Origin of the sequence: Streptomyces hilarionis (genome assembly GCF_024539675.1) — a bacterium.
GTDB lineage: Bacteria > Actinomycetota > Actinomycetes > Streptomycetales > Streptomycetaceae > Streptomyces > Streptomyces hilarionis.
In genome coordinates this window covers 1-14,945 of record NZ_JAHHIT010000196.1, presented here as the reverse complement: position 1 = coordinate 14,945, position 14,945 = coordinate 1, and the positions used below count along the sequence as shown (strand labels likewise).

General features: G+C 74.1%; 13 protein-coding genes. 8 read left to right on the top strand and 5 right to left on the bottom strand.

What is annotated here, in order from left to right; translation table 11 throughout:
• The 6 genes from KMS84_RS33970 to KMS84_RS33945 form a co-directional block, all read left to right on the top strand.
• Nucleotides 1-918, top strand: a 918-nt coding sequence (locus KMS84_RS33970) for a MinD/ParA family ATP-binding protein (protein ID WP_256920369.1), incomplete at its 5' end; no start/stop codon positions are given.
• 97 nt (nucleotides 919-1,015) lie between these two features.
• A complete protein-coding gene (eccCa, locus tag KMS84_RS33965; protein WP_256920368.1) occupies nucleotides 1,016-5,023 on the top strand; it encodes a type VII secretion protein EccCa in 4,008 nt (1,335 codons plus the stop codon).
• Nucleotides 5,020-6,429 (top strand): DUF6177 family protein, encoded by a 1,410-nt coding sequence (locus KMS84_RS33960; RefSeq protein WP_256920367.1) that lies wholly within the window; start codon nucleotides 5,020-5,022, stop codon nucleotides 6,427-6,429. The genes eccCa and KMS84_RS33960 overlap by 4 nt, the downstream gene beginning before the upstream one ends.
• Before the next feature lie 77 nt (nucleotides 6,430-6,506).
• Nucleotides 6,507-6,779 (top strand): type II toxin-antitoxin system Phd/YefM family antitoxin, encoded by a 273-nt coding sequence (locus tag KMS84_RS33955; protein ID WP_256920366.1) that lies wholly within the window; start codon nucleotides 6,507-6,509, stop codon nucleotides 6,777-6,779.
• Nucleotides 6,776-7,036 (top strand): Txe/YoeB family addiction module toxin, encoded by a 261-nt coding sequence (locus tag KMS84_RS33950; RefSeq protein WP_256920365.1) that lies wholly within the window; start codon nucleotides 6,776-6,778, stop codon nucleotides 7,034-7,036. The genes KMS84_RS33955 and KMS84_RS33950 overlap by 4 nt, the downstream gene beginning before the upstream one ends.
• Before the next feature lie 153 nt (nucleotides 7,037-7,189).
• On the top strand, nucleotides 7,190-7,396 hold the full coding sequence (locus KMS84_RS33945; protein WP_256920364.1) for a hypothetical protein: 207 nt from the start codon (nucleotides 7,190-7,192) through the stop codon (nucleotides 7,394-7,396).
• A gap of 48 nt (nucleotides 7,397-7,444) precedes the next feature.
• Here the strand turns inward: KMS84_RS33945 and KMS84_RS33940 are convergent, their stop codons facing one another.
• From KMS84_RS33940 to KMS84_RS33920, 5 genes are all read right to left on the bottom strand, one after another.
• The gene (locus tag KMS84_RS33940; RefSeq protein ID WP_256920363.1) at nucleotides 7,445-8,206 is read right to left on the bottom strand and encodes an HNH endonuclease; all 762 of its coding nucleotides are present in this window, start codon (nucleotides 8,204-8,206) and stop codon (nucleotides 7,445-7,447) included.
• Entirely contained in the window at nucleotides 8,203-9,615 is a 1,413-nt protein-coding gene (locus tag KMS84_RS33935; protein WP_256920362.1) for an AAA family ATPase, read from the bottom strand. The genes KMS84_RS33940 and KMS84_RS33935 overlap by 4 nt, the downstream gene beginning before the upstream one ends.
• 105 nt (nucleotides 9,616-9,720) lie before the next feature.
• The gene (locus KMS84_RS33930; RefSeq protein ID WP_256920370.1) at nucleotides 9,721-10,521 is read right to left on the bottom strand and encodes a sugar phosphate isomerase/epimerase family protein; all 801 of its coding nucleotides are present in this window, start codon (nucleotides 10,519-10,521) and stop codon (nucleotides 9,721-9,723) included.
• 38 nt (nucleotides 10,522-10,559) lie between these two features.
• Nucleotides 10,560-11,714: a dihydrodipicolinate synthase family protein gene (locus tag KMS84_RS33925; protein ID WP_256920361.1), complete on the bottom strand. Its 1,155-nt coding sequence runs from the start codon at nucleotides 11,712-11,714 to the stop codon at nucleotides 10,560-10,562.
• Nucleotides 11,711-12,868, bottom strand: coding sequence for a Gfo/Idh/MocA family protein (locus tag KMS84_RS33920; RefSeq protein ID WP_256920360.1), 1,158 nt, complete (start codon nucleotides 12,866-12,868; stop codon nucleotides 11,711-11,713). Before KMS84_RS33920 ends, KMS84_RS33925 begins: the two co-directional genes overlap by 4 nt.
• Nucleotides 12,869-13,167: 299 nt before the next feature.
• Here KMS84_RS33920 and KMS84_RS33915 point away from each other — a divergent pair, with 299 nt between their 5' ends.
• A complete protein-coding gene (locus tag KMS84_RS33915) occupies nucleotides 13,168-14,214 on the top strand; it encodes a LacI family DNA-binding transcriptional regulator (protein ID WP_256920359.1) in 1,047 nt (348 codons plus the stop codon).
• Complete coding sequence (locus KMS84_RS33910; RefSeq protein ID WP_256920358.1) at nucleotides 14,211-14,357, top strand: hypothetical protein; 147 nt, start codon at nucleotides 14,211-14,213, stop codon at nucleotides 14,355-14,357. The genes KMS84_RS33915 and KMS84_RS33910 overlap by 4 nt, the downstream gene beginning before the upstream one ends.
• Nucleotides 14,358-14,945 lie beyond the last annotated feature (588 nt).

Below are 14,945 nucleotides of genomic sequence, written 5' to 3'. Positions count from 1 at the left end.
GCTCCCGAGTCCTCCCCCACCCTCGATCCGCGTCTGCTGATCGCCCTGGGCCGCCCGGTGCACGGCGACTCCGTGACCCGGCGCACGGGGCGTGCGCTGCGCAGGCTCACCTCGTCCGTCGCGCAGGACGTCGCCGAACAGACCCGGATCGCCCGCGAGTTGCAGCAGCCCGTGACGACGGGCCGGGTGGTGGCCGTCACCTCCATCCGCGGCGGCGTCGGCAAGTCCACGGTCTCCGCGCTGCTGGGCCGCACCTTCAACCACTACCGGCACGATCTGGTGCTCACGCTGGAGGCGGACTCCGCGCTGGGCACCCTGCCGGTGCGCATGGGCGCGGAGGCGGTGCGCTGGACGTGCGCCGACCTCGCGCCGATCCTCACCCCGTCCATGCAGCTGACGGACGTGACCGGGTACCTGGTGCCGGTGGCCGACGGCGGCTGGCTGCTGCCCGCGAGCCGGGGCCAGGTGAGCGCGCCGCTCGACATGACGACGTACCGCAAGGTGACGCTGGCGCTGCGCCGCCACTTCGCGGTGACCGTCGTCGACTGCGAGTGCCTGCCCGGTGAGGTGGCCCGCACGGCCATGGACACCGCGCACGCCCGGGTCGTGGTCGCGCCGACGACGGCGGAGGGCGTCGGCGCCACCCGCCAGGTGCTGGAGTGGCTGGCCCGGCTGCCGCACTCGGCGCTGGCCTCCACGGTCGTCGCGCTGGTGTGCGGCAGTCCCGACGCCGTCCTCGACGACAAGGCGGCCGCCGGGCATCTCCGGGAGACGGGCGTCACCGTCGTCACCGTGCCGTACGACCGTCATCTGGCCGGGGGCGGGCCCATCCGCACCGAGCTGCTGGCGCAGACCACGCGGCACGCCGTTCTCCGGCTGGCCGCCGAGGCGATGGGGCGCGCGGTGAGGGTGCGATGAGCACCCGGCCGCCCCGGACCCACCCGCGCGCGGCACGCCGTCGCCCGCGCCCGCCCCGCCCCTCCTCCGTCACGACCCGCTCCGGAGAACTCCGCCCGTGACCCTGCGAATCGTCCACCGGCCCGCGCGCGGCACCCGCCCGCTCGAGCCCGCCCGGCCGCGCACGGTCGAGGCGCCGCCCAACCTGCCCGAGGGGAAGATCGGCAACGCGGCGACCGCGCTGCTGCCGATGGCCGGCGTCATGGGCTCCGTGATCATGATGACCGTGATCCGCAACAGCCGTTTCGCGGCGCTCGGCGCGGTCGTCCTGGTCTTCGCGCTGCTCGGGGCGGTGGCGCTGTTCCTGTCCCAGCGCGGCAAGGCGCAGCGCACCCGGCGCACCCAGCGCGAGCGCTACCTGGACTATCTCGAAGGGCTGCGGGAGGAGCTGGGGGAGGCCGAGCGCCGACTGCGGGAGGCCGAGCGGGAGCTGAACCCGTCGCCGGACGCCCTGTACGACCTGGTGCGCGATCCGGCCCGGCTGTGGGAGCGGCGCCGCCAGGACGCCGACTTCCTGCGGGTGCGGGTGGGCCTCGGCGACGTACCGGTTCCGGAGCCGGTCGTCCAGCAGAGCGGCGCCGGCGGGGTGCTGACGCCGCCGGACCCGTTCATGCTCAACGAGGCGCGCGCCCTGCAACGCCGGTTCGCGACGGCCGCCGACGCGCCGTTGGCGGTGCCGCTGGACCGTGCCGGGAACGTCAGCGTGGTCGGCGACCGGGAGGGCGTCCTGCGGGTGGCGCGGGCGCTGCTCGTGCAGACGGCGGTGACGCACGCGCCCGACGACGTGGCGCTCGCGCTGGCCGTGCCCGGGGAGCGGTCGGCCGAGTGGGAGTGGGCCAAGTGGCTGCCCCACATGCTGGATCCGCGGACGCCCGACGGTCCGGTGGCCGCCCGCCGGATCGCGCCCGACCTGCGGCGGCTGGCCGAACTGCTGCGCCCCGAGCTGGGCCGGCGCTCCGCGTACGCGGCGGAGGTGCGGCGCGGACTCGCCGACCGGGACGCGCTGCGGCTGGCCGGCCGGCTGCTGGTGGTCGTGGACGGCTACGGCGAGCCCGCCGGCGAGCTGCCGCGCCCGGACTCCGCGGTCGGGCTGTCCGACATGGGCGTCACCGTGGTGCACCTCCTCCAGGAGCGGATCCACGAGCCGGACGAGGTGAGCGTCCGCATCGGCGTGGACGGCGACCGGGTGGTCGTCGACGATCTGCGCGGCCTCGCCGCCGAGGGCGTCGTCGATCCGGTCACCGTCGCGGGCGCGGAGGGCGTCGCCCGGCTGCTGGCTCCGCTGCGGCTGTCGCCGGAGTCCGCCGCCGAGGGCGCTCCCGTCACCGGGCCGGTCGACTTCCCCGCGCTCCTCGGCGTCGCCGATCCCGCCGCCTGGGACCCGGCCGCCCTGTGGAAGCCGCGCGGCGAACGCGACTTCCTGCGCGTCCCCATCGGCCTGACGGACCGTCACGAGCCGGTGCTGCTCGACCTGAAGGAGTCCTCCCAGCTCGGGATGGGACCGCACGGGCTGTGCGTGGGCGCGACCGGTTCCGGCAAGAGCGAGCTGCTGCGCACCCTCGTCCTGGCGCTGGCCGCCACCCACCCCCCGGAGGACCTCGCCCTCGTCCTGGTCGACTACAAGGGCGGCGCCACGTTCGCCCCGTTCGCCGAACTGCCGCACGTCGCCGGGATGATCACCAACCTGGAGAACCAGGCCGGGCTCGTCGAACGGGTCCACACGAGCCTCGCCGGGGAGGTCAGGCGCCGCCAGCAGGTCCTCAAGGACGCCGGGAACGTCGCCGACATCGGTCACTACGCGGTGCTGCGCGCGACCCGCAGGCCGGACCTCGAACCGCTCCCGCACCTGTTCGTCGTCATCGACGAGTTCGGCGAACTCCTCACCGCCAAGCCCGACTTCATCGACCTGTTCCTGTCCATCGGCCGGATCGGGCGCTCCATCGGCGTGCATCTGCTGCTGTCCAGCCAGCGCATCGAGGGCGGCAGGCTCAAGGGCCTGGACACCTATCTGTCGTACCGGCTGGGGCTGCGGACCTTCTCCGCCGACGAGTCCCGCACGGTCCTGGACACCACCGACGCCTTCCATCTGCCGCCCCTGCCGGGGTTCGGCTACCTGAAGGTCGACACGTCCACCTACGAGCGGTTCAAGGCCGGGTACGTCTCCGGCGCTCACCACGGGCCCGCGGTGCGCGACCGCGCCGGCGACGAGCCGCTGGCCCTGCCCTACCCGGCGTACAACACCGCGCGAGGCGGCGAGGAGCAGGCGCAGGAGGCCGTCGCCACCCGGCGGGAGACCGGGCCGACCGTGCTGTCCCTCATGGTCGGCCGGCTCGCCGGCGCCGCGCCCGCCGTGCGCCGCATCTGGCTGCCCCCGCTGCCGGACGCCGTCACCCTGGACGCGGCCGCCGGGCCGGTCCGGGTCTCCGAGCGCGGGCTGCACCTGGCGCGCGCCACCGGCGGGATGCGGGCGCCGCTCGGCGTGCTCGACGACCCGGCCCGGCAGTGGCAGGGCCAGTGGGTGCTGGACCTGACGACGGCGGGCGGGCACGTGGCCGTGATCGGCGGCCCCCAGTCCGGCAAGACGACGCTGCTGCGGACCCTCGTGCTGTCCCTGGCCGCCACCCACACCCCGCGCGACGTCGCCGTGTACGGCCTGGACCTGGTCGGCGGCGGCCTGTCGGCGCTGGCCGCCCTGCCGCACGTCGGGGGCGTCGCGGGACGGGCGGACCGGGAGCGTGCGGCCCGTACGGTCGCCGAGGTGCGGGCCATGCTCGCCGAGCGCGAGACGCTCTTCCGCGAGCACGGCATCGACTCCGTCGACCAGCTGCGCCGGCTGCGCGCCGAGGGCCGGCTGCCGCGGCTCGGCTCCACGGACGTGGTCCTCGTGGTGGACGGCTTCGGTGCGCTGCGCGACGACTTCGCCGACCTCGACGAGCCCGTGGCCGATCTGCTCAAGCGCGGCGGCGGCTACGGCATCCACGTGGTGGCGGGCATGCTGCGCTGGAACGACGTCCGCATCGCCACCCAGTCGATGTTCGGCACGCGCGTCGAGCTGCGGCTGAACGACCCCGCCGACTCCTCCGTCGACCGCAAGCTGTCCGAGACGCTCTCGCCGGACGTGCCCGGCCGGGTGCTCACCGACGGCAAGCTGTTCGCGCAGGCGGCCCTGCCGCGTCTCGACGGCTCGCCCACGACCGGCGACCTGGGACCGGCGCTGGACGAGGCGGCCCGGACCGTCGACGCCAACTGGCCCGGCGCGCCGGCCGCCCCGGTGCGGGTGCTGCCCGCCCGGCTGCCGGCGGCGCGGCTGCCCCTGCCGGAGGCCGAACCGCGCCGGATACCCCTCGGCCTGGACCAGGACGCCCTGGCCCCCGTGCTGCTCGACCTCTTCGGCGGCGACCAGCACCTGCTGGTCCTCGGCGACAACGAGTGCGGCAAGACGAACCTTCTGAAGCTGGTCGTCGCCGGTCTCGTCGAGCGGTACTCCGACGAGGAGCTGGTCTTCGGCGTCTTCGACCCCCGGCGCGGACTGCGCGGCGTCGTCCCCGAACCGTACCGGGGCGGCTACGCGCACAACGCCGCCCTCGCCGGGGCCCTCTCCACGGGCATCGCCGCCGAGCTCGACAAGCGGCTGCCGGAGAGCGCCGACCCCGACGCGCCCGAGACGGGCGAACCCTCCTTCCGGGGGCCGCGGATCGTCATCCTCGTCGACGACTACGACATCCTCACCACCGCCGGACAGCAGCCCCTCGCGCCCTTCGTGCCGTACGTGTCCAGCGCGCAGGACATCGGCCTGCACTTCGTCCTGGCGCGCCGGGCGGCGGGGGCGTCCCGCGCGATGTACGAACCGCTGCTGACCGGCCTGCGCGAGACGGGCGCGACCGCCCTGCTCATGACCGGCGACCGCACCGAGGGGCAGCTCTTCCCCGGTCTGTACGCCTCCCAGCAGCCGCCCGGCCGCGGCACCCTGGTCCGTCGCGGCCGCCGCCACCAGCTCGTCCAGACCGCGCTGGCCGCGTCCGGGGACCCCGGGCAGGCCGGGGAAGCCGGGAAGGGGGAGTCGTGACCAGGGACGTCATCGCCCTCACCCCGAAGATGCCGGACACCTGGGCCCTGCTGGCCGGCCTGTACGCGGGCGGCCCCCTGACGCGGGTGAGCGCCGGGTCCGAGGGGGCCGTGCTGCGGCTGTGCGCCGCGGACGGCAGGCCCCTGGTGTCCGTGGAGGCCCCGCTGCTGGTCCAGGTCCCGGGCGAGGCCGAACGGCTGCTCGGGCGGGAGACGCCGGTGCCGTTCTGGTGGACCGAGGCGCGGGCCTCCGGAGCGGTGCCCGAGGCGGAGCGGCTCGCGGGCTCGGTGTGCGGGCGGCTCGCCCTGCTGCTGGGCGGCGGCACCTGGCCCGAGCGGGCCGCGAGCACCGACGTCGTGGACGTCGACGCGGTGGTGGCGCCCGACGACGGGCAGCCGGTCGTGGACGTCCTCACCGGGAGCACGGCCGTCGTGCTGGCCGACCGGCCCGTCCTGGCCCTGACCACCTGGCTCTCCGACCTCCTGCGCGGCAGCGCGGAGTCGGGCCGCGCGCTACAGATCGTCACCCCGCCGCACGTGCGGCTCAGCGCACCGGCCCGCGCCACCCTCGTGCAGCCGCCCAACCGCTGGGTCGTCCAGGACCCGGAGCAGGGCTACTACGACGGACTGTCCGGGGCGGTGCTGCGCTGGCAGGACGGGACGTTCGCACCGGCGCCGGGGGCCGACGGCACGGCCTCGGTCGCCGAGGCGTTCGGACGGACGTCCCCGAGCGCGCAGCGGCAGCTGATCGTGGCGTTCCGCACGACGCTGCCCGCGCGGGAGGACGTCGTCCTGGGCGAGGGCGTGGAGACGGCGTGGCGGGCGCTCACCGGCTCGCCGCCGGCCGGCTGGGGCACGGCGGAGCCCGTCAACCTGCCGTGGTCGCCGCGCCGGCTGACCGGCCTGGCCCGCGACCGGGCCCCCGAGCCCACCCATCTGGTCGTCGCCGGACACCCCGACCGGCCCGCGCTGGCGTGGATCCGGGTCACCCGGACCACCGCGGGCGTCGAGCAGGACGTCACCCTGACCCTCGGGTACGGGGAGGGCGACGAGCCGCCGCTGGACGCGGTCACCCCGCTCGCCGAAGCCCTCGTCGCGGGGCACGGCCTGACGACGATGCTGGTCTCGGTGCGCCGGGCCCCGCGCGACCTCACCACGGCGCCCGTGCTCCAGGCCCCGCCCCTGCCCGTGTCCTTCACCCTCGGCGCGCGGGACGTGCGCGGCATCGGCCTCACCCACGCCCGCCGCCCGCCCGTCGCGTCCCGCCCCGTCGCCCTCGGCCCCGCCTCCGCCCCGGCCCTGCACTACCCGCTGGGGGACGGGACGGACCCCGCCGCCCTCACCGAGCTCCACCGACTGGCGGCGCATCTGCGGGCGGGGGTGCCGGGGGCGGAGCAGGAGTCCTGACGGCGGCTTCTGGTACGGAAAACTTGCACCACTACTGGTACCGTTTTCTTGTACCGCCCTGTGCAGAGGAGTGCGTCATGTCGATAAGCGCCAGCGAGGCGAGGAAGACCCTGTTCCCCCTCATCGAGCAGGTCAACAACGACCACACCGTCGTGGAGATCACCTCCCGGTCGGGCGACGCGGTGCTGATGTCCGCCGACGACTACCGGTCGTGGCAGGAGACCGTGTACCTCCTGCGGTCCCCCGCCAACGCCGCGCGGCTGATGAGGGCGGTCGCGGCTTACAAGGCCGGGGAAACCGTCGAGAAGACCATGGACGAGCTGTACGCCGCGGCGGACGGTGAGGGGTGAGGGACGTCCGTTTCACTCCCGACGGCTGGGACGATTTCGCCTATTGGGCGACGACCGATCCGAAGATGTGCCGCCGGCTGGCGAAAGTGATCGACGACTGCCGACGCGATCCGTTCACCGGGATCGGGAAGCCGGAGCCCCTGAGGGGCGAACTGTCCGGGTTCTGGTCCCGCCGGATCAACGACGAACACCGTCTCGTCTACGCGGTGGAGGACAAGGCCGTCGTGGTCCTCAAGGCCCGCTACCACTACGTCTGATCAGCGGTCGCTGCGGCGCACGACGAGATGCCGAGCGGGCCGGGGGCGCACCACCGCCAGATCGACGACGTCGACCCGGATCAGGCGGCCGCCCCGGGCACGGGCGGCAGGGGGTCAAGACGAACCAGCCCCGCCACCGGCAAGGAGTCGTTCGTGGTCGCGCGCCCCGGCGGCGTGCTGGAGGAACTGGCCGACGCGCACGCCCTGAAGGCGGCCGCCGTCCTGGTGACGGTCGTCGGGGCCGTGCTGGAGGGAGGCAGGTCGACGGACGCCGAACTCGCCGCCTTCGTGCCGTCGCTGCACGCGGCGCTCGAAGAATGCGTCGGCATCATGGCGGTGGAGAGGGAGGGCTCGGCATAGCGCAGGGGCACCCACGCGCCCGTCCGGGGCCACGGGGCCACGAGGTCGTCAGTAGCTCAGGCCCCTGAAGTGCAGGAACGCGGAACGCAGTTCGGTGTCGAGGAGGAGGTCGAGGATCTCCTCCTCCCCCGCGAACAGGGCGTGGGCCGCCGGATGGCCGGACTGGTGGAACATGGCGACCAGGACGTCGATGAGGGGACGGTTCCAGGTGACCCGGACGATCTCCGTCGCCTTGTCGCGCTGGCCCTTGTCCATGGCTATGCGCCACAGCTCGATGGAGTGCCTGGCCGTCGCGTAGGCGTCCCTGCGGCCTTCCACCAGGACCGCTCTCGTGTTCAGGCCGAACACCTCGATGCAGGCCCGCCCCCGGTCGGTCAGGCCCCGGTACGTGCCGAGCGGGAGCACCAGCCGCAGGTGGTCCAACGGGTCCTCGGCCGACGGGTCGACGAGCAGCGGGCTGCCGTCGGCCTTGGTGGGGAAGAGGTTCCGCTTCTGGTTGCTGTTGCAGTACGAGCAGGCGAGCAGATGGTTCAGCCAGTCGAAGGTACGCAGCGGAGCCAGGCTCTTCGGCTCGAAGTGGTCGATGTCGGTGCCCTGGCTGTCACCGCAGTACATGCAGCGTTCGCGGCCGGGCGCCATCTCCGCGAGCCCGGCGACGAGCGCGGGGCGGACCTGCCGTCGGTTCGCCCAGAGTTCCTTCGCCCGGTCCTTGCGTTCCTTCTCCGTGGCCTGTCGCCGAATCTCGGCGGTGTGTTCGGCCAGTCGTTCCGTCGTGGCCGCCGGCAGGAGCGCCCGGCGCAGACGGATCACTCCTCGTCGCCCTTCGCACCCTCGGCGATCTCCTCCGCCAGGCGGTGGAGGTGGGCCGACACCTCGTCCACGCGGGCGGACGGCGAACTCGCGAGCCGCGCCTTGAGTTCCTTGTAGCGAGCCAGGGACTCACCGGACGGGGTCCCGTCGTAGATCTGCGCCTCCAGGTCCACGAACTCGGCCCTGGCCCGCTCGGCGCGCTCCGAGTACGGGGTGTCCAGACCGAACAGGTCCGAGAGGACCGCGTCGTCGCCGCTGCCGTACACCACCCGGTCGTACAGGTCCTGGCCGATGACCTCGGGCGGGAGCGCCTCGTCCACGCCGGGCAGTCTGATCAGTCCGCCGGGGTCGGCGGCCTGGCAGATGTAGGGGCTGTGCGTGGTGACGATGAACTGGATGCGGGGGAAGTGCGAGGTCAGCCACGGGCCGATACGGCGCTGCCAGGAGACGTGCAGATGGGCGTCGATCTCGTCGATGATGACGACGCCGGGCGTCACCAGACGGATCGACCCGTCGTCGATCTCCGGGAGGCCGGACTCCCACAGGTCGGCGCCGAACGCGTCGTGCAGTTGCTTGAGGATGTCGACGACCAGAGCGGCCACGGTGCGGAAGCCGTCGCTCATCTCCCGCATCGGGAAGCGGCTGCCGTTGCGCTCCACCCACAGGCCGTCGGAGTCGACGTCGACGATCCGGTACCCGTCCGGCAGCAGTCCGTCGCCGAGGAGCGCCAGGGCGAGCCCCTTCAGCCTGGCGGCGCCCGGGCGGCGTTCCAGCGCGCGCAGGTGCTGCTCGATCAGCCAGGCGACGCCTTCGGCGAGCGAGGCGTCCTCGTGGAAGAGGCTCGCGTGCCTGGCCACGGGCCCGGACGTCAGCATCAGCCGCTGCACCTCGCCCGAGCCGCCCGCCATCCGCCGGAACGGCCCGTAGGCCGCACTGAACCAGCCGGCGGGGTTGTCCGCCCACGGCCCGCGACGGGCGATGCTGGTCTGAGCCGTGGTGTACCTGATCTCCTGGAGACCGGGAAGGACGCCTCTGCGTACGGGAACCCGGCCGGACGTCCCGTCCCGGGGAGTGGTCCAGCGGAGTCCGGCGCGGACCACACCGGCAGGGGGGCGGCCCTGTGAGAAGCGGTCGTGGCTCGCGTCCCGGACGATCTCGACTTCGACCTGCCCCGCTGTGCTGTGCTCGGTCACCCAGTTCTCGAAACCCGGCACCAGGCCCCGTGCCACCGCGGGCCCGCTGAGCGCCAGTGCCATGGCCCGCAGCAGCGTCGTCTTGCCCGAGCCGTTGCGACCGGCGAGGACCGTCCACCCGGCGTGGCTGCCGTCGGGGCGGGTCAGGGTGAGGTCGACCTCGCGGGGGCCGTGGAAGGACTTGATGTCCTGCACGAGGATGCGGCTGACGTACATGGGCGGCGGCGTCCGTTCGTCGGGGTGTCGCGCCCGATCCTACGACCGTGGCCTGCCCGTTCGGATCAGGAACGGGCAGGCCACCGAAGCGCCAGGCCGCCTGCGTCAGGCCGCGGTGTGGGACACGAACCGCTCCGCCGTCTCCGCCAGGACCTCGCGGCCGTCGCGTGCCCACAGGCCGTCGTTGAACAGTTCGACCTCGATCGCGCCCGTGTACCCGGCCGTCTCCACGTGGCCCTGCCACTCGCGCATGTCGATCGCGCCGTCGCCGATCTGGCCGCGGCCGGTCAGCACGCCCTCGGGCAGCGGCGTCGTCCAGTCGGCGAGCTGGAAGGTGTGGATGCGGCCGTCCGCGCCCGCCCGGGCGATCTGTGCGGGCGCCCGGTCGTCCCACCAGACGTGGTACGTGTCGACCGCCACGCCGACCTGGTGGGCCGGGAAGCGTTCGGCCAGGTCGAGGGCCTGGGCGAGGGTCGAGACCACGCAGCGGTCGGCGGCGTACATGGGGTGCAGGGGCTCGATGGCCAGCTTCACCCCGTGCTCCTCGGCGTAGGGGCCGAGGACGGACAGGGCGTCCGCGATGCGTTCGCGGGCGCCGTGCAGGTCCCTATAGCCGGCGGGCAGGCCGCCGGAGACCAGGACCAGCACCTCGGTGCCGAGTGCGGCCGCCTCGTCGACCGCGCGGCGGTTGTCGGCGAGGGCCGCCGCCCGCTCGTCCGGGTCGGTCGCCGTGAGGAAGCCGCCCCGGCACAGGGTCGTCACCGTCAGGCCCGCGTCGCGCACCAGCTTGGCGGTCGCCTCCACGCCGTGGGCCTGCACCGGCTCACGCCACAGGCCCACGTTGACGACGCCCAGGTCCCGGCAGGCGTCGACGAGTTCGGGCAGCGACAGCTGCTTCACCGTCATCTGGTTGATCGAGAAGCGGGACAGGTCCCCGGCAGTGCTCACTGGTTCACCCCGTACAGCGACAGCAGGTTCTTCATCCGCTCCTCGGCGAGCTTCGGGTCGGGGAACAGGCCCAGTCCGTCGGCGAGTTCGTAGGCGCGGGCGAAGTGCGGGAGGGAGCGGGCCGACTGCATGCCGCCGACCATGGTGAAGTGCGCCTGGTGGCCGGCCAGCCACGCCAGGAACACCACGCCCGTCTTGTAGAAACGGGTGGGGGCCTGGAAGAGGTGGCGGGAGAGCTCGACCGTGGGGTCCAGCAGCTCCCGGAAGCCGGTCGTGTTCCCCGTGTCGAGGACGCGGACCGCCTCCGCCGCCAGGGGGCCCAGCGGGTCGAAGATGCCGAGCAGGGCGTGGCTGAAGCCCTGCTCGTCGCCCGCGATCAGCTCGGGGTAGTGGAAGTCGTCGCCGGTGTAGCAGCGCACTCCCTGCGGCAGCCTGCGCCGGATGTCGATCTCGCGTCCCGCGTCCAGCAGCGAGACCTTGATGCCCTCCACCTTGTCGGGGTGGGCGGCGACGACCTCAAGGAAGGTGTCGGTGGCCGCGTCCAGGTCGGACGAGCCCCAGTAGCCCGCCAGCGCCGGGTCGAACATCGGGCCCAGCCAGTGCAGGATCACCGGCTCGGCGGACTGGCGCAGCAGGTGGCCGTAGACGTCGAGGTAGTCCTCGGGGCCGGAGGCGGCGGCCGCGAGGGCGCGGGAGGCCATCAGGACGGCCCGCGCGCCCGACTCCTCGACGAGGGCGAGCTGTTCCTCGTAGGCGGCGCGGACCTCGGCGAGCGTGCCGCCGGCGGTGAGCTGGTCGGTGCCGACGCCGCAGGCGATGCGGCCTCCCACCGCCCTGGCCTCGGCGGCGGAGCGGCGGATCAGCTCGGCCGCGCCCGCCCAGTCCAGGCCCATGCCGCGCTGGGCGGTGTCCATCGCCTCGGCGACGCCGAGCCCGTGGGACCACAGGTGGCGGCGGAAGGCGAGGGTGGCGTCCCAGTCGACGGCGGCCGGGGAGTCCGGCGAGACGTCCGCGAAGGGGTCGGCGACGACGTGCGCCGCCGAGTAGACCGTCCGCGAGGTGAAGGGCGCGCCGGCGGTGAGGGCGAGGGGCTCGGCGCGGGGTTCGTAGGTGCGCAGGGCGCCGTCCGCGCCGGGCAGCAGGACCGTCACAGCGTGACCTCCGGGACGTCGAGGCGGCGGCCCTCGGCGGAGGACCTCAGGCCCAGCTCGGCGAGCTGGACGCCGCGGGCGCCGGCCAGCAGGTCCCAGTGGTAGGGGGCGTCGGCGTAGACGTGCCTGAGGAAGAGCTCCCACTGGGCCTTGAAGCCGTTGTCGAACTCGCCGTTGTCGGGCACCTCCTGCCACTGGTCGCGGAAGACCTCGGTGGCGGGGATGTCCGGGTTCCAGACCGGCTTGGGGGTCGCGGAGCGGTGCTGGACGCGGCAGTTGCGCAGTCCGGCGACGGCGGAGCCCTCGGTGCCGTCGACCTGGAACTCGACGAGTTCGTCGCGGTTCACGCGCACGGCCCAGGAGGAGTTGATCTGGGCGATCGCGCCGCCCTCCAGCTCGAAGACGCCGTAGGCGGCGTCGTCGGCGGTGGCGTCGTAGGGCTTGTCCTGCTCGTCCCAGCGCTGCGGGATGTGGGTGGCGGTGAGGGCCTGGACGGACTTCACGCGGCCGAACAGCTCGTGCAGGACGTACTCCCAGTGCGGGAACATGTCGACGACGATGCCGCCGCCGTCCTGCGCGCGGTAGTTCCACGACGGGCGCTGGGCGGCCTGCCAGTCGCCCTCGAAGACCCAGTAGCCGAACTCGCCGCGCACGGACAGGATCCGGCCGAAGAAGCCGCCGTCGATGAGGCGCTTGAGCTTGAGCAGGCCCGGCAGGAACAGCTTGTCCTGGACGACGCCGTGCTTGACGCCCGCGGCGGTGGCCAGGCGGGCCAGCTCCAGGGCTCCGTCGAGACCGGTGGCGGTGGGCTTCTCGGTGTAGACGTGCTTGCCGGCGGCGACGGCCTTCCTGATCGCCTCCTCGCGGGCGGAGGTGACCTGGGCGTCGAAGTAGATCTCGACGGTCGGGTCGGCGAGCACCGCGTCGAGGTCGGTGGAGACGTTCTGCGGGTCCAGCCCGTGCTGCTCGGCGAGCGCCTTCAGGGCGTGCTCGCGGCGGCCGACGAGGACCGGTTCCGGCCACAGCACGGTGCCGTCGCCGAGGTCGAGGCCGCCCTGTTCGCGCAGGGCGAGGATGGAGCGGACGAGGTGCTGGCGGTAACCCATGCGCCCGGTCACGCCGTTCATGGCGATCCGCACCGTTCTGCGTGTCACGTCGATCCCTTCATAGGCGTCGTGCGCAGCGTGTCTGCGCGTTTCGTACGCGTTGTGCGCGCCGCGTACGCCTCTTCCTGATCAGCGTGACAGCAAGCGCTTTCTATACAGGAAGAAGCTAGCCTCTGACCCGTGGTCCGGACAAGACCGTGTCCATCCCGAGTTGTTCGAGGGGGCGAACAACGGGGGTCCTGGGCCGTAAGGTCGGCTCGACACGCCCGGAACCGCGCCTGCCAAGGCCGCTGTCCACCTGGGCGTACGACGACGTACGACGAGATGTGTGACCGGAGGACGACGAGATGACGGTGACCCTGGCGGACGTGGCGGCCCGCGCGCAGGTCTCGCCCGCGACGGTGTCGCGCGTGCTGAACGGGAACTACCCCGTGGCGGCTACCACCAGGGAGCGGGTGCTGCGGGCGGTCGACGAGCTGGACTACGTGCTGAACGGGCCCGCGAGCGCGCTGGCCGCCGCCACGTCCGACCTGGTCGGCATCCTGGTGAACGACATCGCCGACCCCTTCTTCGGGATCATGGCGAGCGCGATCCAGTCGGAGATCGGCGGACCGGGCGGGCGCGCCGGGGGCGAACGGCTCGCGGTGGTCTGCAACACCGGCGGCTCGCCGGAGCGCGAGCTGACCTATCTGACGCTGCTGCAACGGCAGCGGGCGGCCGCCGTGGTGCTCACCGGTGGGGCCGTGGAGGACGAGCCGCACGCCTCGGCGGTGGCGTCCAAGCTGCGCAGGCTCGGCGAGGCGGGCACCCGCGTGGTGCTGTGCGGCCGGCCGCCCGCGCCGGACACCTCGGCCATAGCCCTGACCTTCGACAACCGCGGGGGCGGACGGGAGCTGACCGAGCACCTCATCGGCCTCGGCCACCGGCGGCTCGGCTACATCGCGGGCCCCGAGGAGCGCACGACCACCCGGCACCGACTGGAGGGCCACCGGGCGGCGCTGGCCGCGGCCGGCATCGAGGAGGACCCGCGCTGGACCGTGCACGGCCGCTACGACCGGCGGGCCGGCTACGAGGCGACGCTGGAGCTGCTGCGCCGCGACCCCTCCCTGACGGCGGTCGTCGCCGCCAACGACTCCGTCGCGCTCGGGGCGTGCGCCGCCCTGCGGGAGTCGGGACTGCGGATCCCCGAGGACGTGTCGGTGGCGGGCTTCGACGACCTGCCGTTCAGCATCGACGTGGTGCCGTCCCTGACGACGGTACGGCTGCCGCTGGCGGAGGCGGGAGCCCGTGCGGGACGCATCGCCATGGGCCGCGAGGAGCCCCCGCCCGGCGGCATCGCCACGATCCGCGGCGAGTTGATGGTGCGCGGGTCGTCCGGGTCGCCGCGGAGATGAGACTGCCGCCCGCCCACCGGGCGGCCCGGCTCCCGGAGGTCGTCCGCATCGCCGATCCCCGCGCCCCGTTCGCCGGGGAGAGCGTGCGGGGCGAGGTCGTCGCGGTCCGGGCCGAGGACGGACGCGGCGCACCCCGGACCTGATCGGCGGCCTGCCGGACGGCGAGCGGACCCGCTGCTTCCTGCCGGGCCGGGCCGTTCGCCTCCACGACGACGCCGGCCCCGAGCCGCTCTTCGAGATCGCGCTCTGCTTCCGGTGCGACGGCGCGCGCCTCCTGGGCCGCGAGGCGCCGGCAGGGCTGCGGTTCCAGGACTTCGGGGGGAGAGCCCTTCCCGGCGGGCCGGGAACTGCTGCGAAGTCTCCGCGCCGAGGCGGACGGCTGAGGCCGCGGCGCCGGGGGGCCGGGGCCGCAGGCCGCCGGGGCGCAAGGCCGCAGGCCGCCGGGGCGAAGCGGCCGCCAGGCCGAAGCGGGCGCCGCAGAGCCGGGGCCGCGGGTCCGCGGCCGCAGGGCCGGGCCGCAGAGCCGGGCCGCAGAGCCGGGCCGCAGGTCCGGGGAGCCGTCGAGGCCGAAGGAACCGCCGAGGCCCAAGACGCCGCAAGCCCACAGGGCCGCGAGGACCAAAGCGGCCGCCCCAGCGCCCCAAGCCCGAGGAACCGTCGAGGCCGAAGGAACCGCCGAGGCCCAAGACGCCGCAAGCCCACAGGGCCGCGAGGACCAAAGCGGCCGCCCC

Bases quoted from the DNA above. Each gene is read 5' to 3' on its own strand.
- KMS84_RS33935 (WP_256920362.1), bottom strand. From the start codon at position 9,615: ATGTACGTCAGCCGCATCCTCGTGCAGGACATCAAGTCCTTCCACGGC.
- KMS84_RS33915 (WP_256920359.1), top strand. From the start codon at position 13,168: ATGACGGTGACCCTGGCGGACGTGGCGGCCCGCGCGCAGGTCTCGCCC.
- KMS84_RS33910 (WP_256920358.1), top strand. From the start codon at position 14,211: ATGAGACTGCCGCCCGCCCACCGGGCGGCCCGGCTCCCGGAGGTCGTC.
- KMS84_RS33955 (WP_256920366.1), top strand. From the start codon at position 6,507: ATGTCGATAAGCGCCAGCGAGGCGAGGAAGACCCTGTTCCCCCTCATC.
- KMS84_RS33930 (WP_256920370.1), bottom strand. From the start codon at position 10,521: ATGACGGTGAAGCAGCTGTCGCTGCCCGAACTCGTCGACGCCTGCCGG.